The following is an 18,413-nucleotide window of genomic DNA, read 5'->3' on the forward strand; positions in this document are numbered from 1 at the left end:
TTAGCGATGATCAACAGAGGGGTTTGGTGGTCTTGAAGACACCCCAACCCCCAGCGACACCGTGACCGGAACACACAGCGCAACCACTTACAGGACAAGCCCTAGGTGTAGGTGGTGTGGGTGGTGGTGGACTGCTTGCCCAGGCGGCGGTTCAGGTAGAGGAGCTCCAACGCGAACTCGACGGCTCCGGCGATGCGGCCCACGGGGTCGTTGGGTTCTACGCCCAAGCGCTTGGCGACGTCTACGAGCACGGGCAGCTCGGGCAGTGCCTTGAGCACGTCGGTGGCGGGTACGCGCTCCCCGGTGGTGACGGGTTGTCCGCCAGAGACCGCCGCGGCGAGAGGGGCCAGGTCCACGCCCGCGAGCAGCGCCCGGCCGGTGTCGGCGACGGCGCGGCGCAGCAGGTGGGTCAGCAGCTCGACGCTCTCCGGGCCCTCCACGCCTGCCTCGAACTCCAGCTTCCCGCGCAGCACGGGGACCACGGCCTCCAGGTCGACCGGGCGCGCGACGGCGGGCCACTCCTCGGTCAGCGCGGCGCGCCGGAGTGCCGCCGCCGCGACGGTTTCGGCCGCCGCGATGGCGAAGCGCGCGGAGACGCCGGAGCGCTGGTCGACGCCGTTGGACTCGCGCAGGTGCCGCACGAAGCGCGCGCCGACCTCCAGCAGGTGGTCGGCGACCTCGGCGCAGAGATCGGCCTCCTGGCGCACCATGGCGACCTCGTCGGAGATCTCCAGCGGGTAGTGGGTGCGGATCTCCGCGCCGAAGCGGTCCTTCAACGGGGTGATGATCCGCCCCCGGTTCGTGTAGTCCTCGGGGTTGGCCGTGGCGACCAGCAGCACGTCCAGCGGCAGCCGCAGCGTGTAGCCGCGCACCTGGATGTCGCGCTCCTCCATGACGTTGAGCAGCGCCACCTGGATGCGCTCGGCGAGGTCGGGCAGCTCGTTGAGCGCGATGATGCCGCGGTGGGCGCGCGGGACGAGCCCGAAGTGGATGGTCTCGGGATCGCCGAGGCTGCGGCCCTGCGCGACCTTCACCGGGTCCACGTCGCCGACCAGGTCACCGACGCTGGTGTCGGGCGTGGCGAGCTTCTCCGCGTAGCGCTGGTCGCGGTGCAGCCAGGCGATCGGCAGCTGGTCGCCCAGCTCGGCCGCCCGCCGCCGCGACGCGGGGGTGATCGGGTCGAACGGGTCCTCCGGCAGCTCGGCGCCGTCGATCACCGGCGTCCACTCGTCCAGCAGCGCGACCAGCGAGCGCAGCAGGCGCGTCTTGCCCTGCCCGCGCTCGCCGAGCAGCACCACGTCGTGCCCGGCCAGCAGCGCGCGTTCGAGCTGCGGGAGCACGGAGTGGTCGAACCCGACGATGCCCGACCACACGCGTTCTCCGCCGCGCAGCGCGGCGATGAGGTTGTGCCGGATCTCGGTCTTGACGTCGCGGGACTGGTAACCGGAGCTCTTCAGCTCGCCCAGGGTGCGCGCGGAGGGCTGACTCGTCACCCCCGCGACGCTACCCCTGCCGGACCGGGTCAGGAGCGGACGAGGCGGGCGATGGCGTCGCTCGCCTCGCGGATCTTGGCGTCCGCGCCCTCGCCGCCCTCGGCGATGGCCTGGCTGACGCAGTGCTTGAGGTGCTCGTCGAGAAGACCGAGGGAGACGGCTTGGAGCGCCTTCGTCGCCGCGGAGATCTGCGTGAGGACGTCGATGCAGTACTCGTCGTTGTCGACCATCCGCTGAAGACCGCGGATCTGGCCCTCGATCCGGCGCAGCCGTTTGAGGTAGCCGTCCTTGCCCTCGGTGTATCCCCGCATCGGTCTAGGTTAGCGAGTCGAAGGCCCGGATGATGTGCGGCTCGGAGTTGAACGGCAGCCCGTGCGGCCGGTCCCACGCGGTCGTCAGGGGCGAGGTACGGGTCCCCTCCCCGAACCCGAGGTGTCCGGCGCCGTCTTCGTTCTCGTCGAGATCATGGCTCAACAATCGCGAAAACGGCCACCGTCCGCAGTGGGGTGAGCCCTCGCTCGGGTCAGGGGGTCAGCACCGGGTAGTCGGTGTAGCCCCGGGTGTCGCCGCCGTAGAAGGAGGCGGGGTCGGGGGTGTTGTACGGCCCGGCGGTGGCCAGGCGGACCGGCAGGTCGGGGTTGGCGAGGAACTGCGCTCCGAAGGCGAGGACGTCGGCGACACCGGCTTCGACCAGGTGCAGTTCGGAGTGGTCGGTCGGGCGGCCCTCGGTGAACGGGTTGAGGATCAGCACGCCGCTGAAGCGCTCGCGGATGGCCAGGGTGAGGTCGCGGTCGGTGCCCTCGGCGATGTGCAGGTAGGACAGCCCGAGCGGCTCGATCTCCTGGACCAGCGCGGTGTAGACCTCGCGGTGGGAGTCCTCGGCGATGTCGTTGTAGGTGCCGGCCGGGGAGATGCGCAGCGCGGTGCGGTCGGCCCCGATCGCGGCGGCGACGGCCGTAGCGACCTCCACGGCGAAGCGGATGCGCCCGCGCACGGTCCCGCCCCAGTCGTCGGTGCGCACGTTGGCGTTGCTGGAGAGGAACTGCTGGATCAGGTAGCCGTTGGCGCCGTGGAGTTCCACACCGTCGAAGCCCGCCTCGATCGCGTTGCGCGCGGCGGCGGCGAAGTCGGCGATCGTCTGGTGGATCTCCTGCTCGGTCAGCTCCTTCGGCGTCACGAAGTCGTGCATGCCGGTGCCGGTGAAGACCTGGCCCTGCGCGGCGATGGCGGACGGGCCGGTCGGGACGAGCTCGCCGGGCAGCAGGCTGGGGTGGCCGATGCGGCCGGTGTGCATGATCTGCGCGTAGATCCGCCCGCCCGCGGCGTGCACGGCGTCGGTGACCTTGCGCCAGCCCGCGACCTGCTCGGCGCTGTGCAGACCCGGGGTGTCGGGGTAGCCCTGGCCGATGACGGACGGCTGGATGCCCTCGGTGATGATCAGCCCGGCGGCGGCGCGTTGCGCGTAGTAGGCCGCCATCGTCTCGGTGGGCACGCCGCCCTCGCCCGCGCGGCTCCTGGTCATCGGCGCCATGGCGATGCGGTTGGCCAGCTTGGTGCCCGCCAGGTCGATCGAATCGAATGCCGTGGTCATCTCGTCTCCCCGAGTTCGCAGTTACTTGTTCGACCAACTAACTCCCGGGAGCGGACATTCCGACTGCGGCAGTGACCTGGGGCACACGTAATATTGTGGTCGACCACGAAATGAGGCTCCGGTGACCAGTCCCGTCAACACCCAGGTGATCCGCGTGGCGCGGCTGCACCGCACGGTGGCCGCCCAGCTGCTGCGCGAGATGGGCCTGCACCCCGGCCAGGAACTGCTGATGATGCAGGTGTGGGACCACGGACCGCAGCGGCAGAGCGCACTGTCGGAGGCGCTGGACGTGGACGCTTCGACGCTGACCAGGACGGTGCAGCGCTTGGAGCACGCGGGTTTCGTGCGCCGCAACCGGTGCAGCACGGACGGCCGGGCTTGGGAAGTGGAGTCCACCAAGGCCGGGCTGGCGCTGCGCGAGCGCGTGCTCGCCGCGTGGGACGAGCTGGAGAAGATCACCCTCAACGGGCTGAGCGAGGCGGAGGTCGCCGCGCTGTCCTCGGCGTTGGCGCGGGTGGAGGGCAACCTGTGCGAGTTCGCGCGCGGCTCGGTCGAGACTTGTTGACTGAGCGATACAGAATCACCTAGCCTTCGACCGTGGGCAGGCCCAGGGAGTTCGACGACACCGCCGCGGTGCACGCCGCCATGGAGGTGTTCTGGCGCAAGGGCTACGAGGCGACCACGACGCAGGACCTCTGCGAGAGCACGGGCTTGGGGCGCGGCAGCCTGTACAACGCCTTCGGCAGCAAGCGCCAGCTCTACGAGGCCGCGCTGCGCCGCTACTCGGTGATCGGGCCGCAGGGGCAGCTGGAGATCCTGGAGCGGCCGGGCTCGGTGAAGGACCGGTTGCGCGCGCTGATGGTGTGGTGCGTGGACGTGGACATGGCCGACCCGGAGCGCCGGGGCTGCCTGGCGATCAACGCGGCGATGGACGCCAGCGGCCGCACCTCGGAGATCGCGGAGCTGGCGCACAAGCAGTTCGTGCGCCTGGAACAGACGATCTGCCACATGATGGCCGTCGGCCAGAGCTCCGGGGAGCTGTCCTCGGAGCGCTCGCCCTTGCAGGCGGCGAGGTTCTTCCAGAGCGCCTACTACGGGCTGCGCGTGCTGGGCAAGGTCACCGACGACCGCGCCGCGCTGCTCGACGTCATCGAGGGCACCCTGTCCGCCCTGTAGTGCTTTTCTTCTGCCCGACTTTTGTACAGTACGTTCCAGAACTGGGGTCTGTGTCATGCCGTTGGCCGTGTACGTGTTGGGGCTCGGGATCTTCGCGATGACCACGAGCGAGTTCATGGTGTCGGGGTTGATGCCCTCGCTCGCCGGGGAGTTCGGGGTGTCGGTGGCCGCGATCGGCTACCTGATCTCGGCGTTCTCCGGGGCGATGGTCGTGGGCGGCCCGGTGCTCACCGTCGGGTTGTTGCGGGTGCCGCGCAAGCACTCGCTGCTCGCGCTGACCGGGGTGTTCTTGGTCGGCCAAGCGCTGGGCGCGGTCGCGACGGACTACGGCGTGATGCTGCTGTCACGGGTGATCACCGGTGTGGCGTCCTCGGCGTTCTTCGGGGTGGCGATCGCGGTCGCGGTGGACATGGCCGGCCCGGAGCGCCGGGGACGGGCCTCAGCGGTGGTGCTGGGCGGGTTGATGATCGGCACGGTGCTCGGCCTGCCCGCGACGACGGTGGTCGACCAGTTCTACGGCTGGCGCGCGAGCTTCTGGGCTGTCGCGGTCGTGACGCTGCTGGCAGGGCTGGTGATCCTGCGCGTGGTGCCGTCGGGGTCGCGTCCGGAGGGCATGAGCCTGCGCACCGAGCTGGCGGCGCTGCGCAACGGCAGGTTGTGGGCGGCCTACGCGACCAGCGGGCTGCTGGTGGGGTCGGTGTTCGCGGCGTTCAGCTACTTCTCGCCGATCTTCATCGAGGTCAGCGGCTTCTCCCCCACCGTCGTTCCCGTGCTGCTGGCCGTCTACGGCGCCGCGACGGTCGTGGGCAACACCGTGATCGGGCGCTTCGCCGACCGCCACATGATGCCGATCCTGACGTTCGGGTTGGCCGCGCTGGTGGTGACGTTGTCGGGGTTCGCGTTGTTCGCGGGGAGCCAGCCTGTGACGGTCGTGGCGGTGGTGGTGCTCGGGTTGGTCGGGGTGTCGATGAACCCGGCGCTGGCGACTCGCGTGATGCGGGCGGCCGACAGCCGACCGCTGGTGAACACCGTGCACACGGCCGTGATCTGCCTCGGTGTCGGGCTCGGCTCGTGGGCGGGTGGGCTCGGCATCAGCGCCGGGCTGAGCCTGACCTCGCCGCTGTGGGTGGGCGTGGTGTTCGCGGTGCTCGGCCTGGCCAGCCTGCTCGCCGCACGGAAATCGGTTGCCTCACAGGCGCCGCAGCTGGTGTAGTCCGGCCTTCGTCCGCGAGCTCCGGAGGCGATCACGTTGCCAGTCCCCACGTCCTTCCTCAAGGGAATTGTTGGCCACCCGAAGGACAGGGATTCGTGGTTCGCACTCTCAACCTGGGCGTGCTCGCCCACGTGGACGCCGGTAAGACCAGCCTGACCGAACGGCTGCTGCACTCCGCCGGGGTGATCGAGCGCCCCGGCAGCGTCGACGACGGTGACACGCAGACGGATTCGCTCGCGCTCGAACGGCAGCGCGGGATCACCATCAAGTCGGCCGTGGTGTCCTTCGTCGTCGACGACGTCACCGTGAACCTCATCGACACCCCCGGGCACCCGGACTTCATCGCCGAGGTCGAGCGCGTGCTGAGCGTGCTCGACGGCGCGGTGCTGGTGGTGTCGGGCCTGGAGGGCGTGCAGGCGCAGACCCGCGTGCTGATGCGCACGTTGCGGCGCCTGCGCATCCCGACGCTGGTGTTCGTGAACAAGATGGACCGGCCCACCGCCGACGCCGCTCGCACGGTGCGGGCGATGGCGGAGAAGCTGACGCGCTCGGTCGTGCCGCTCGACGACACCGCCCGGCTCGCGGAGGTGCTGGCGGAGCACGACGACGAGCTGATCGAGTCCTATGTGGACGGCCAGGTCTCGTGGGTGCGATCAGCGCTGGTCGCCCAGACGCGGCGCGCCCTGGTGCACCCGGTCTTCTTCGGCTCGGCGGTGAGCGGAGCCGGGGTGGACGAGCTGATCGCCGGGATCACGGAGTTCTTGCCCGCCGAGGAGTCCAGCACGGACGGGCCGCTGTCCGGCACGGTGTTCAAGGTCGAGCGCGGCGCGGGTGGCGAGAAGATCGCCTACGTGCGGATGTTCTCCGGGGTGCTCCGGCCGCGCGAGCGGATCGATGCGGGCAAGGTGACCGCGCTGAGCGTCTTCGGCGGCGGTGAGCTGGGCTCGGGGCGGATCGGCAAGGTCTGGGGCCTGTCCAAGGTCCGCGTCGGCGACGCCGTCGGAGCCCCGCGAGCCGGTGTGGAGCGACACTTCGCTCCGCCGACGTTGGAGACCGTGGTGGAGCCGCGTGATCCGTCGGAGCGGGGCTTGCTGCACTCGGCGCTGACGCAGCTGGCGGAGCAGGACCCGCTGATCAACCTGCGCGAGGACTTCTCCGTGTCGCTGTACGGGGAGGTGCAGAAGGAGGTCATCCAGGCGACGCTGGCCGCCGAGTACTGCATCGACGTGGACTTCCGCGAGACCACGACGATCCACATCCAGCGGCCGGTGGGCGTCGGCGAGGCGGTGGAGGTGATCAACACCGACTCCAATCCGTTCCTCGCCACGGTCGGCCTGCGCGTGGAGCCCGGGCCTGCGGAGTTCCGGCTGGAGGTCGAGCTGGGCTCGATGCCGTTCTCGTTCTTCCGCGCCGTCGAAGAGTCCGTGCGCTCGGCTTTGCAGCGAGCGGAGGTGCGCGACTGCTTGGTCACGATGACGCGATCGGGTTACTGGGCGCGGCAGAGCCACGCGCACGGCAGCTTCGACAAGTCGATGTCGAGCACGGCGGGCGATTTCCGGGGCTTGGCGCCGGTGGTGCTGCTGGAAGCGTTGCGGCGCGCGGGCACTGAGGTCTTGGAGCCCATCCACCGTCTGCGGTTGGAGGTTCCCGCGGACACGCTCGGCGCGGTGTCGACGGCGTTGGCGAAACTGCGCGGCGTGCCGTTGGTGCCGGTGCTGCGTGGGGCGGTGTGCGAGCTGGAGGCGGAGATTCCGGCTGGTCGTGTGCACGCGTTCCAGCAGGCTCTGCCGGGGTTGACGCGTGGTGAGGGCGTGGTGGAGGCGGAGTTCGACCGCTACGTGCTCCTCCGGTGAGCGATCCCGTGCACGACGCCGAGGTCGATCAGGTCCTGCGGTCGTAGTTTGAGTTGATCGATCGTCGCGCCGAGTTCTCCGGGCTCGCGCTTGAGGATCGCGTTCGCCGACTCGGGTGCGATGACGGAGAAGTAGGCGTCCGGAGTGATCCACACCGTGGTGTGCGAGGTGAGGGCGAGCGCGCCGCCGGAGCCGCCTTCGCCGATGACGAGCGTGGTGATCGGGACGCTCGCGTCGGCGACGGCGGTGAACAGCTCGGCGATGGCGGGGCCGATCCCGTCCTGCTCGGCGAGCGCGTCGTGGGCGGCTCCGGGCGTGTCGACCAGCGTCAAGATGGGCAGGCGCAGCCGGTTCGCCAGCCGCACCAGACGCGCGGCGGCGCGGAATCCGGCTGGGCTGTTGGCGGTTCCGGTCTGCGCGGCGTAGGCGAGGGTGTTCCCTTGGCGGCTACCGAAGCCGCAGAGCATGCCCGGGTCGGCGCTGCCCAGGGGGAAGCGGCGGTCGAAGTGGTCGTCCAGGTAGGCCTCGGCGCGGGGGCGCTCGGCGGCGCGCGCACGTCGCACGGCCTCCGCGCCGGTGGCCGGGAGGTCGTTGTGCCCGAGCGCGTTCGGCACGTCAGGGGCATCGGCGGTGGTGGGTTCGAGCAGCGGCAGGAGTTCGGCGAGCGCGGCGCCGACGTCCGCGAGCTCCACCAGTCGGTGCACCTGGCCGAGGGCGAGCTTTCCCTTGCTGGTGAAGGCTTCCGTGTTGTCGGAGTTGTCGGAGTCGCCGCGCACGCGTGCTCCGGCGAAGCCGATCGTGGCGTCGGGGACCGCGAGCAGGACGTCCGCGCTTGCGGCTACCGAGGCCCAGGCTCCGCCCGCGACGGGGTTGCGCAGCACGGTGACGTGCGGCAATCCGGCAGCTCGGAGCCGCGCCGCCGCGCCCGCGATGCGTTGCATCTGCAGCAGCGCGCGCATGCCTTCCTGCATGCGGCTGCCGCCGGAGGCGACGAGCGAGACCACGGGCAGGCCCCGTCGCACGGCCTCGTCGAAGGCTCCGACGAGGAGGTCTCCGGTGCGCGAGCCGAGTGAGCCGCCGAAGTAGCGGAAGTCGAAGGAGATCAGCACGCACTCGCCGCCCCCGCGAATCCGCCCGTGTCCACAAAGGACGGATTCGCGGGGGCCGTGATCGGCGCTCAGCTCGCGTTGCTTCTCCGCGTAGCCCGGCCACCCGAGCGGGTCGGACACCTCGCCGCTGATCTCCGAGAAGCCGGAGAAGGACTCAGCGACCAGGCGGAGCACGTCACGGGCACTGCGCGGGTCCATCTAGCTCCTGTCCTGTGTGAGGGCGGGTAGGGCAGTCTTCAAGACCACCGAACCCCCCTTTCGATCATCGCCAACCGCCCCCTACTTCGGGCGGCCCCGATGGTGTGTCGTGGTTGAAGACCGTGGAGACGGGGGTTTGTGGGTCTTGAAGACTGGTGAACCCGACGGCTTTCGCGGCGCGGTCTAGCTCCTCTGGCTCAGGGCCTTCTTCATGACCTTGCCCATGTCGTTGCGGGGCAACGCTTCGAGGTAGTGCACGACGCGCGGTCGCTTGTGCGGGGTGAGCAGGCGGGCGACGTGGTCGGCCAGCTCCTGGGGGCTCGGCGCCTCGCCGTCGGGCACCACCCAGGCGACGATCCGCTCTCCCAGGTCGTCGTCGGGTTCGCCGGTGACCGCGACCTCGACGACGCCCGGGTGCTCCAGCAGCGCGTTCTCCACCTCGCCCGCGCCGACCTTGTAGCCACCGGTCTTGATCAGGTCGACCGCGCGCCGGCCGACGATGCGGATGTAGCCGTCCTTGCCGCGCGTGGCCACGTCGCCGGTGCGGAACCAGCCGTCGCGGAAGGCTTCGGCGGTGGCGTCGGGGCGGTTGAGGTACTCCAGGAACAGGTTGGGGCCTCGGACTTCGATCTCGCCGACGGTCTCGTCGTCCTCGCCTTCGATCGGCGCGCCGGACTCGTCCACGAGCCGCACGTCCACGCCGTCCACGGGCGGGCCGACGGTGCCGGGACGTCGCTCCCCCGCCGCGCGCACGGAGCAGTTCATCAGCGTCTCGGACATGCCGTAGCGCTCCACGACGAGCTGGCCGGTGGCGTCGGAGATGCGCTGGTGCACGCTCGCGGGCAGTGGCGCGGAGCCGGAGACCAGCAGCCGGGCACGCCCGATGGCCTTGGCCAGTTCGGGGTCGGCTTCGGCGTCGGCGACCAGGCGGCTGTACATGGTCGGGACGCCGAACATCATCGTGGCCGCGCCGCCCAGTTCGGCGCCGATCCCGGCGGTGGAGAAGGCGCCCAGGTGGTGCAGGGTGCCGCCGAGGCGCAGCGGTCCGAGCACGCCGACGCCCAGGCCGTGCACGTGGAACAGCGGCAGCCCGTGCACGAGCACGTCCTCGCTGGTCCACTCCCACGCGCCCGCGAGGCTGTCGAGGTTGCTGGAGATCGAACGCCGAGGCAGCACGACGCCCTTGGGGGCGCCGGTGGTTCCGGAGGTGTAGATGACCAGCGCGGGAGCTTCGGCGTCCGGCTCGGGCAGCTTCTCCGGCTCGGTGGCGGGCACGTCGAGGCCGACATCGACGCGCCTGATGTCGCCGAAGCCGTCGGGCAGCGTCGTCCCGGGTGCGCTCAGGACCAGACCGGGCGCGCTGTCGCCGAGGATGTGCGCCAGCTCGCGCTCGCCGATCTTGGGGTTGATCGGGACCGCGGGCACACCGGCGAGCAGCGCGGCGACCACGCCCACGCACGTCTCGATGCTGTTGGTGGCCCACACCGCGACCCGGCCCACCCCGGCCAGCTCGCCCGCCAGGTGCCCGGCGACGCCAGCCAGCTCGCGGTAGCTCAGCGCGCGCTCGCCGAAGCGGATCGCCTCGCGCTCTGTAGGTTCGGCCAACGCCGGGAACAGCGGGGAGTTCATCTCAAGCCCTTCATCCGACTACTGCCAGGACGGCCCACAACACCACCGGTGAGGCGGCGACGATGATCGCGCCGTACCGCAGAAGCTGCTTGAAGAACGCGTCGCGGTCAACATCGCGGGCGTTGGCCAGCACGATGGCGCCGTTGGTGGAGAAGGGGCTCACGTCGACCACGGTCGCGGCGACGGCGAGGGCGGCGACCATGCTCACGGGGTCGATGTGACCCACCGAGAGCAGCGGAACCGCGAGCGGGATGGTCGCGCCGAGCACGCCGACCGAGGACGCGAGCGCGGAGACGATCGCGCCGATGAACAGCAGCAGGAGCACCGCGAGCGTGGGTGATCCCACGTCCCGCACGGCGTTGCCGACGTAGGTCACCGCACCCATCTGCTGCAGCACCGACACGTAGGTGAGCACGCCGCAGATGAGCAGCACGGTCGGCCAGGTGATCTTGTTGACGGCCTCGGCGTTGATCTTGGGGGCGGCCACGCCGAGCACGACCGCGATGGTGATCGCGACCAAGCCGACGTTGAGGTCGAACGCCAGCGTCAGCACCACGAGCGTGACCAGGCCGAGCAGCGTCAGCACCTGGTGGAAGGTGATCGGCTCGCGCGGCGCCGCCTCGGTGTTCTCGGAGTTCTCGGTGGGCTTGTCGGCGCGCCCGAGCTTGAGGCCGCCGAAGACCACGAACACGATCGCGGCGATCACCGCGTTGGCCACGAGGCTGGCCAGGAAGAGCGCGATCTCGTTCTGCGGCAGGCTGTTGCGCTCGACGACGCCGTTGACGATCGCGCCGTAGACGCTGATGGGCGAGAAGCCGCCGGCCTGTGCGCCGTGCACGACGAGCGCGCCCATGAGCAGCTGGTTGATGCCGTAGCGGTTGGCCAGGTTGAGCGCGATCGGCGCGACGATGGCGACGGCCGCCGGGCTGACCGCTCCGATCGCGGTGAGCAGTCCGGTGACGCCGAACATCACCCACGGGATGACCGCGATCCGGCCGCCGACCATCCGCACGGCGAGGTCGACGAGCCGGTCGACGGTGCCGTTGGCGCGGGCGATGCCGAAGAGGTAGGTCACCCCGACCAGCACCACGAAGATGTCGCCGGGGAAACCGCTGAGCACCTTCTCCGCGGTGAGGCCGCCGACTCCCGTGCCGACCAGGAACGCCGCGGCGAAGCCGAGACCGCCCATGTTCACCGACAGCGTGGTGGCCAGGGTGAAGACCAGGGCCAGTACGAGGATGGAGATCAGCTCGGGTGACATCGGCGGCTCCCGGATTGGCCAATTGGCTCAGCCAATATCGGCGTGCGTCCCCGGCCGTGTCAAGCACCGGGGAGCACGCCCGCCCGCTCAGGCGCTCTGCACGATCTTCACGTAGGCGGCCTCGACGTAGGTGCTGCCGCCGCTGAGGAACACCACGGAGCGCCTGTTGTACGTCCGGGTGCCGCACTCCGAGGAGCGGGAGCCGCCCTTGGAGAGCGTGGCGACCGGCTTGTTCGACTTGTTGTAGACGTTGGTGCCGTTGTACTGGGCGACCACCGAGCACGCGGCCTTGGCAGCCGGGGCGGCGACGGCCGCTCCACCGGAAGCGACGGAGGCGGCGAGCACCGCGCCCGCGATCAGGAGAACGCGCATTTCTTCCTCTCGTTGAAGGACAATTCCTCAGACCCGAGCGTTGATGGAGACATCCTCGGCGAGCACGACCGTCTTGTCGCCTGCCAGGAAGACGAGTCCCTTCTTGGGGCTGCACGCGGAATCCTTCGACTTGCCCTTCCTGAGCGTGCCGACCTGAGTCCTGCTGGCGATGTCAACAATGGGGGTGTTCCGCTTGGCGACCACGAAGCACATGCTCTGCTTGCCCGCGACCTGCGACTCAGCGGCGACGGCTGCGCCTCCGGAGCTGAGGACGGCGGCGGCGACTGCGGTGGCGATCAGGGAAACGCGCATGACTTCCTCTCAACGGGATGACGGGGACATATCGACCCCGCAACGGGAGTATGCACAAACACGAATTGAATGTGCTTCACCATTCGGCGGGGGCCGGAGCTTTATCGCCGATGTGGAGACTTGAATTCGCCGACCGGCTACGGAGGGTGGTGTTAGCCTGATCATGTGCCCGAACCGTTGCGCCCGCTGGGCAGGCCGCGCCTCTACGAGCAGGTGCTGCACCGGTTGCGGGAGTACGTCGCCGCCAACGGCCTCGGCCGGGGCGACAAGCTGCCCACCGAGCGCGATCTCGCCGAGCGGCTCCAGGTCAGCCGGGCGTCGGTGAAGCAGGCCGTGGTGGTGCTCGAGGTGCAGGGCCTGGTGGACGTGCGCCAGGGCGGCGGGATCTACCTGCGCGCGGACACCCTCGACGGCGAGCCCGTGACCGAGTTGGAGGCGCGCAGGCGCAGGTTGCCCGACGTGCTGGAGGCCCGGGAGGCGTTGGAGACCAAGCTCGCCGAGCTGGCCGCCGAGCGCCGCACCGAGCAGGACCTGGCGCGGATCGACGCGGCGTTGGAGCTGATGGCGGAGCTGATCGACTCCGGCGGCGCGGTGGACGAGGGCGACCGGCGTTTCCACGAGGCCATCGCGGCGGCGGCGCGCAGCACGTTGCTGGCGGACTTCATGAGAGCCATCTCCGGCCCGGTCGCCGAGAGCCGCCGCGAGTCGCTGCGCCAGCCCGGCAGGCCGTCGCGGTCACTGGCGCAGCACCGCGCGATCGCCGAGGCGATCCGGGCCGGTGACCCGCGCGCGGCGAGTGCGGCGATGCGCCGCCACCTCAAGACGGTCGCTCGGGTCAGGTTGCTGGACTGGACGCCGGAGAACTGAACCTCGTCCACAATGGACTCCAGGTGGCTCTGCGGTGGTTCGGCGCCGTGGTCCAGCGCGTACTTCATGACCAGAGCTTCGCCGATGTCGAGCACGGCGGGGGTGAGCCCTGGTCGGGCTCGGCGTGTGGGCGCTGACCGTGCTCGGCGCCGCGTGGCTCGGCCGGGCGGGTCGTCCCGGTCCGGCCGAGGCTCTGCTGCTGCGGCTCGCCTACTCGTGGTGCAGGGTGGTCCCGGTGACCCTTTCGGCCTTGATGCGCAGGACGAGGCGGTGTTCTGCGACCATCTCCACGAGGAAGGCGTCTCTGTCCGGGACCTCCCCCGCCATCGCCAGCAGCTCCAGTCCGGCCGCGTCGCCCGGCGTGGTGCTCACCTCCGAGACCTCGCCGAGACCTTCCACCACCGCGAAGGTCATGTGGTCCGGTTCCGCCACGTGCAGCGAGGCGCGCGGGTGCCTGCGCACGTGCCCCGGCTTCGCGCGTGTGGCGGTGGTGGAGATCCGCGCGACCCGTCCCACCGGGTCCCACGTGTGCAGCATCGTGGCGAGGTGCGGAGTGCCGTCCTTCTTCACCGTGGCCACGACCCCGAACCGTTGTGCCGCAAGCAGTTCGTCGATCTCGCTGGCACTCAGGCTCCGCGGCTTCGGCTTCTCGTCGCTCATGCCCACGATTGTGCCCCTCGCGCGCGGCTTCGTGAAGAAGGCACTTCCTCGTTCCCCCGCAACACCTTTGCTCACCGCCGACGCCAAGAACGCCGTCGCGTACTCAACGCAGGAGGCAGAACTCGTTGTCTTCGGGGTCGGCGAGGACGGCCCAGCCGGTGCCGTCGGGGTTGCGTTCGTCGGAGACCAACCGTGCGCCGAGGGCCAAGAGGCGCTCGACCTCGGCGTCGCGGGGTTGGTCGGGGCGCAGGCACACGTGCACGCGGTTCTTGACGACCTTGCCTTCGGGGACACGGTTGAAGTGGAGGTTCATCCCGGTGGGGAGCGCGATCACCGTCTCCGCGTCACCGGGCCGGTCCTCGGGGTGGCGCGGGTGGCCGACGACCTGTTCCCAGAACGCGGCCAGCTCGTAGGGGTTCGCGCAGTCGAAAGCGACGTTGAAGACGGTTGAGCCCATGGTCGGCGATTGTGGCCCACCCAGGCCCCGCCGAGGCCTGTTTACGGCAGAAGTCAAGACCACCGACCCCCCTGTCGATCATCGTTGACCGCCGCGAACTCGGCGGGCTCGCGGGGTTTGTGGTCGTTGAAGACCGCTGGGACGGGGGTTTGTGGGTCATGAAGACCGGCGAACCCGCGGGCTGGCCGCGTCCAAGAACGGGCGTCGTCAGCGGCCAGCGGGTGGCCGCTGACGACGGCGCGGTTCAGCTGACGGGTGCGTCCCAGTCGATGCGGTAGTCGTACTGCCAGGCCAATTGGTCCGGCTTGGCGAACAGTCGCATGATCGGCGGCATCGTCAGGTCGCGCAGCACTCGCGCGACCGGCCCGGCGGCCTTGTTGCGGTTGGTGCGCTCGGCGGCGGTCGTGATGCGCTCGACGCGATCACGCCGCAGTCCTTCGTACGCGCGGAACGCCTGGTCGACGGGGAGGTCGCGCAGGCAGCGCGCGAGGTGCACGGCGCCTTCGATGGCTTGTGACGCGCCTTGCCCGGAGCTGGGCGAGGGCACGTGCGCCGCGTCACCGATGAGCACGACGCGTCCACGGTGCCAGCGCGGCGCGGGCCGCATGATCTCCAGGGTTCCGGTGGTGACGCACTGGTCGGGCGAGCTGCCGCGCAGGATCTGCACGGCGGGGACGCGGTCGTCGGTGAAGGTGTCCTCCAGCAGGCGCAGCCACTTGTCCATACCGACGGCCTGCGTGTCGGCGATGGTCATGTGCGCTTTGCGCGGGAGGTTGGCGAACCAGCCGACGCGGCCGCTGGGTTCGACGGTGTAGCTGAAGAACGCGCGCTTGCCGAAGACGAAGTTCATCGCGCCGTCGGTGTGGGGGATCTTCGCGCTCGACCAGCCGCCGAAGCCGACGAGGCCGGTGGAGCTGGGTCCTGGCGCGCCCGGGTCGATGATGCCGCGCACGGTGGAGCGCACCCCGTCGGCGCCTACGAGGATGTCGGCGGTCGCGCTCGTTCCGTCCACAAAGGACGCTGTGACGCTGGAGCCGTTTTCTTGCAAGGACTTCAGTCGAGTGCCGTAGACGAACTTGACTCCGGCGCGTTCGGCGGTGTCGCACAGGGCGCGGTAGAGGTCGGAGCGCCAGACGGTGTGCATGATCGGTGATCCGTCCGCCGAGCTGAAGCGGGCGAGCTCCTTGCCGGTCCAGCTGCGCATCACCATCGCCGGGACCGGGATGCCGATGTCGCGGACGGCTTCCTCGGCGCCGACGAGGCCGAGCGCGCTCAACCCGTTGGGCGCCAGGCCGAGCCCGCCGCCGACGCCGTCAGCGGGGCCGCGGTGGGCTTCGTGGACGACTGCTTCGATTCCGGCGCGGTGGAGTGCCATCGCGGCGACCGGTCCTGCGATGCCGCCGCCGATGACCAGTGCCGTGCGTGCCGTGGACATGCTTCCCCTCCAGAGGGCGTGTGCGAGGAGGAGCCCGGCTATTGTTGCGGTTGCCACCTTGTGGCCGGTGCTCCCTCGCGGGGTTTCGGTTCGAGGTCGAGGGCCCCGGCGCGGTGTTGCAGCACCTCGCCGGGGCCCGTTCTTGTGCTCAGTCCGTGACGCTGCCCCTCTCGGCCAGCTCCGCCAGCTCGGCGGACACCTCCCCGGTCTCGTACAGGGCCCGCCACTGGTCCAGGCCCGCGAAGGTGCCCTCGCTCAGCTCGTCCAGGACGGCACGCACCCATGCCAGTTCGGCGTCCAGGAGCGCGAGTTCGTACTCGTTCTCGATGAGGAAGAGCCGGGGAACCTCGCGGGAGTCGCGTTCGTGCGCGGCGCGCTTGTCCTCGGCTTCCCGTTCCAGCAGCGCGAGTCGTTGCCGCAGCAGTGTTTCGACTTCCTCGGGCCCCAGTGCGGCGAGCACGGAGAGCCCGGCCTGGAAGCGCATGCGTTCGCGTTCGGGCACGGAGATCAGCTCGCGCACCCAGTCGACCATCTCCGCGCGGCCGTCGTCGGTGATGCGGTAGATCGTGCGCTCGGGGCGTCCGCCCTGCCGCACGGTCTCGGCGGCCTCGATCAGGCCGTGCTTCTCCATGTTGCGCACGACCGTGTAGAGCGAGCCCCACTTGATGCCCATGTCGGCGTCCTTGCCACGGGCACGCAGCATCGAGGCCATCTCGTACGGGTGCATCGGCCGCTGCGCGAGGACCGAGAGCACCGCGAGAGCCATCAGGTTGCCGACCTTGCGCCGCTCCATCCCCGCCACCTCCTACTCGCAGCCGAGTATACGTCGACGAGTATCAGGGAGCGAGCACAATTTTTTCTCACCTGCGCAAACGCGCTCGCACGATTCTGTTTCCGCAGGTCAGGGCAAACATGAACGCGGCGTTCATGTTTGACAGCGCGCTCGGCGCCACCCAAGATTGCCTTTCTCGCCCAAACAGCCCTTCACCAGGGCTTTTTCGTCATGCCCAGAACCACTCGCAAGGAGGGGCCGATGATCCATGCCCGAAAACTGGCCAAGAGCTTCCCGATCCGGCGAGGTGATCCGGTGGAGGCCGTGCGCGGCGTCGACCTGGACGTCGAGCGCGGTCAGCTGGTCGCGGTGCTCGGCCCGAACGGCGCCGGCAAGTCCACGACGCTGCGCATGCTGACCACGCTGCTGCCGCCCACCTCGGGCTCGGCGACGGTGGCGGGCCGCGACATCGCCACCGACCCGGCCGGGGTGCGCGAGCGCATCGGCTACGTCGGCCAGCTCTCCAGCGCGGGCGAGAGCTACCGCGTGCTGGACGAGATCGTCACGCAGGGCCTGGCCTACGGGCTCTCGCGCGCGGCGGCGCGGGCGCGCGCGGAGGAGATGCTGGAACTGCTCGACCTGCGGCCGATGGCCAAGCGCCTGCCGGGCAGCCTCTCCGGCGGTCAGCGGCGCCGACTGGACATCGCGATCGGGTTGGTGCACCGGCCGGAGCTGCTGTTCCTGGACGAGCCCTCGACCGGCCTGGACCCGCACAACCGGGCCAACGTGTGGGAGCACGTGCTGCGGCTGCGCGAGCACTACGGGACGACGATCGTGCTGACCACGCACTACCTGGAGGAGGCCGACGCGATGGCCGAGCGGGTGGTGATCATCGACAACGGGCGCATCATCGCCGACGGCACGGCCGCCTCGCTCAAGAGCGAACTGGCCGGGGACAGCGTCACGGTGACCACCTCGACGGAGGCCGACGCGGTGCGCGCCGCCGATGTCGGGGTGTTCTTCGGTGATGTGGCAAGGGAATCCACGACCGTGCGGGTGCGGGTGCCGCGCGCGGACACGGCGTTGCCGGAGTTCTTGCGTGCGCTCGGCGAGAAGGACGTGCGGGCGGTCACCGCCGCTTCGTCGCGGCCGACGCTGGATGACGTGTTCCTGGCCCTGACCGGGCGCAGCCTGCGCGAGGACGAGGTGGCGGCGTGAGGAAACTGCTGTGGGACACCAGGACCGTGTTCCTGCGCGAGCTGATGCCCGCCGTGCGCACGCCCAGCGGACTGCTCTTCACGATGGGTCAGCCGCTGCTGTTCCTGATCCTGTTCGGGTCGCTGCTGACCGGTGCGCCGGGCGGGCCGTCGCCGTGGCAGTGGTTCGTGCCGGGGATTCTGATCATGATGTGCCTGACCGGGCCGATGATGTCCGGCTACACCCTGCTCACCGAGCTGTTGAGCGGTTCCTTCGAGCGCGTGCTGGTCAGTCCGATCACCCGCTCGGCGCTGCTGTTCGGCCGCACGCTCAAGGAGTTCCTGCTGCTGCTCGTGCAGGCGCTGCTGATCATCGGGGCGGCGGTGCCGTTGGGCTTCGAGCTGTTCCCGCTCGGTGTGCTGGCAGGGCTGCTCCTGCTGGTGGTGTTCGGTTCCGGGCTGATCGCGCTGTCCTACGTGCTCGCGATCGCCTCCCGGCCGAGCGGGCAGCTGTTCTACGGAGTCACCCAGATGGTCATGTTTCCCGTGTTGCTGCTGTCAGGTGTGCTGCTGCCGGTGGAGTCCGGGCCAGACTGGCTGCGCGTGGTGGCCTCGCTCAACCCCGTGTCCCATCTCGTGGACGCCGAGCGCGCGCTGTTCGCCGGGCGCTTCGCCGAACCGGCCGTGCTGTACGGGTCACTCACCGCGTTCGGCTTCGCCGCGGTCGGTCTGGCGGTGGGCGTCAGAGCCATGCGCAAGGGCCTATGACAATCCCCACTGACTCGCAACACGCGGTATCTGGGGCTGGCTTGCGTGATC

At 70.0% G+C, this 18,413-nt stretch carries 19 protein-coding genes; 7 read left to right on the top strand and 12 right to left on the bottom strand.

Annotated elements, in window-relative coordinates; all coding sequences use genetic code 11:
• Positions 1-101: 101 nt before the first annotated feature.
• The 3 genes from ABD798_RS24905 to ABD798_RS24915 all read right to left on the bottom strand — a co-directional run bounded on the left by ABD798_RS24905 (position 102) and on the right by ABD798_RS24915 (position 3,084).
• Positions 102-1,493, bottom strand: a complete 1,392-nt coding sequence (locus ABD798_RS24905; RefSeq protein ID WP_344879258.1) for an ATP-binding protein — start codon at positions 1,491-1,493, stop codon at positions 102-104.
• 29 nt (positions 1,494-1,522) lie between these two features.
• On the bottom strand, positions 1,523-1,804 hold the full coding sequence (locus ABD798_RS24910) for a metal-sensitive transcriptional regulator (protein WP_086829598.1): 282 nt from the start codon (positions 1,802-1,804) through the stop codon (positions 1,523-1,525).
• A gap of 212 nt (positions 1,805-2,016) precedes the next feature.
• Positions 2,017-3,084, bottom strand: coding sequence for an oxidoreductase (locus tag ABD798_RS24915; protein ID WP_344879263.1), 1,068 nt, complete (start codon positions 3,082-3,084; stop codon positions 2,017-2,019).
• Between the two features lie 121 nt (positions 3,085-3,205).
• Between ABD798_RS24915 and ABD798_RS24920 the strand changes: the two genes are divergently transcribed.
• The 4 genes from ABD798_RS24920 to ABD798_RS24935 all read left to right on the top strand — a co-directional run bounded on the left by ABD798_RS24920 (position 3,206) and on the right by ABD798_RS24935 (position 7,326).
• The gene (locus tag ABD798_RS24920) at positions 3,206-3,649 is read left to right on the top strand and encodes a MarR family winged helix-turn-helix transcriptional regulator (protein ID WP_344879267.1); all 444 of its coding nucleotides are present in this window, start codon (positions 3,206-3,208) and stop codon (positions 3,647-3,649) included.
• A gap of 32 nt (positions 3,650-3,681) precedes the next feature.
• A complete protein-coding gene (locus tag ABD798_RS24925) occupies positions 3,682-4,260 on the top strand; it encodes a TetR/AcrR family transcriptional regulator (protein WP_344879270.1) in 579 nt (192 codons plus the stop codon).
• 55 nt (positions 4,261-4,315) lie between these two features.
• Positions 4,316-5,473, top strand: a complete 1,158-nt coding sequence (locus tag ABD798_RS24930) for an MFS transporter (protein WP_344879273.1) — start codon at positions 4,316-4,318, stop codon at positions 5,471-5,473.
• A 95-nt stretch (positions 5,474-5,568) separates the two neighbouring features.
• Entirely contained in the window at positions 5,569-7,326 is a 1,758-nt protein-coding gene (locus ABD798_RS24935; protein ID WP_344879276.1) for a GTP-binding protein, read from the top strand.
• Here ABD798_RS24935 and ABD798_RS24940 read toward each other — a convergent pair.
• The 5 genes from ABD798_RS24940 to ABD798_RS24960 form a co-directional block, all read right to left on the bottom strand.
• Complete coding sequence (locus ABD798_RS24940) at positions 7,308-8,633, bottom strand: carboxyl transferase domain-containing protein (RefSeq protein WP_344879279.1); 1,326 nt, start codon at positions 8,631-8,633, stop codon at positions 7,308-7,310. The two genes, ABD798_RS24935 and ABD798_RS24940, sit on opposite strands and share 19 nt — an antisense overlap.
• Before the next feature lie 183 nt (positions 8,634-8,816).
• The gene (locus ABD798_RS24945) at positions 8,817-10,262 is read right to left on the bottom strand and encodes an acyl-CoA synthetase (protein ID WP_344879282.1); all 1,446 of its coding nucleotides are present in this window, start codon (positions 10,260-10,262) and stop codon (positions 8,817-8,819) included.
• 10 nt (positions 10,263-10,272) lie between these two features.
• Complete coding sequence (locus tag ABD798_RS24950) at positions 10,273-11,523, bottom strand: SLC13 family permease (RefSeq protein WP_344879285.1); 1,251 nt, start codon at positions 11,521-11,523, stop codon at positions 10,273-10,275.
• An 87-nt stretch (positions 11,524-11,610) separates the two neighbouring features.
• On the bottom strand, positions 11,611-11,895 hold the full coding sequence (locus tag ABD798_RS24955) for a hypothetical protein (protein WP_344879288.1): 285 nt from the start codon (positions 11,893-11,895) through the stop codon (positions 11,611-11,613).
• A 27-nt stretch (positions 11,896-11,922) separates the two neighbouring features.
• Positions 11,923-12,207 carry a hypothetical protein gene (locus ABD798_RS24960; RefSeq protein WP_344879292.1) on the bottom strand — a complete coding sequence of 95 codons (285 nt, stop codon included), beginning with the start codon at positions 12,205-12,207 and terminating at the stop codon, positions 11,923-11,925.
• Positions 12,208-12,372: 165 nt separating this feature from the next.
• Here ABD798_RS24960 and ABD798_RS24965 point away from each other — a divergent pair, with 165 nt between their 5' ends.
• Complete coding sequence (locus tag ABD798_RS24965; protein ID WP_344879295.1) at positions 12,373-13,074, top strand: FadR/GntR family transcriptional regulator; 702 nt, start codon at positions 12,373-12,375, stop codon at positions 13,072-13,074.
• 210 nt (positions 13,075-13,284) lie between these two features.
• Here the strand turns inward: ABD798_RS24965 and ABD798_RS24970 are convergent, their stop codons facing one another.
• From ABD798_RS24970 to ABD798_RS24985, 4 genes are all read right to left on the bottom strand, one after another.
• Complete coding sequence (locus ABD798_RS24970; protein WP_344879298.1) at positions 13,285-13,734, bottom strand: TIGR03618 family F420-dependent PPOX class oxidoreductase; 450 nt, start codon at positions 13,732-13,734, stop codon at positions 13,285-13,287.
• 103 nt (positions 13,735-13,837) lie between these two features.
• The gene (locus ABD798_RS24975; protein ID WP_344879301.1) at positions 13,838-14,191 is read right to left on the bottom strand and encodes a VOC family protein; all 354 of its coding nucleotides are present in this window, start codon (positions 14,189-14,191) and stop codon (positions 13,838-13,840) included.
• Between the two features lie 244 nt (positions 14,192-14,435).
• Complete coding sequence (locus tag ABD798_RS24980; protein WP_344879305.1) at positions 14,436-15,626, bottom strand: FAD-dependent oxidoreductase; 1,191 nt, start codon at positions 15,624-15,626, stop codon at positions 14,436-14,438.
• Positions 15,627-15,774: 148 nt separating this feature from the next.
• Complete coding sequence (locus ABD798_RS24985; RefSeq protein WP_344879308.1) at positions 15,775-16,419, bottom strand: PadR family transcriptional regulator; 645 nt, start codon at positions 16,417-16,419, stop codon at positions 15,775-15,777.
• Between the two features lie 240 nt (positions 16,420-16,659).
• Here ABD798_RS24985 and ABD798_RS24990 point away from each other — a divergent pair, with 240 nt between their 5' ends.
• Together ABD798_RS24990 and ABD798_RS24995 are read left to right on the top strand one after the other, a co-directional pair.
• On the top strand, positions 16,660-17,616 hold the full coding sequence (locus ABD798_RS24990; RefSeq protein WP_344879310.1) for an ATP-binding cassette domain-containing protein: 957 nt from the start codon (positions 16,660-16,662) through the stop codon (positions 17,614-17,616).
• The gene (locus ABD798_RS24995; RefSeq protein ID WP_344879313.1) at positions 17,613-18,362 is read left to right on the top strand and encodes an ABC transporter permease; all 750 of its coding nucleotides are present in this window, start codon (positions 17,613-17,615) and stop codon (positions 18,360-18,362) included. Before ABD798_RS24990 ends, ABD798_RS24995 begins: the two co-directional genes overlap by 4 nt.
• Positions 18,363-18,413 lie beyond the last annotated feature (51 nt).

It is taken from the genome of Allokutzneria multivorans (assembly GCF_039537405.1).
GTDB classification, from domain to species: Bacteria; Actinomycetota; Actinomycetes; order Mycobacteriales; family Pseudonocardiaceae; genus Allokutzneria; species Allokutzneria multivorans.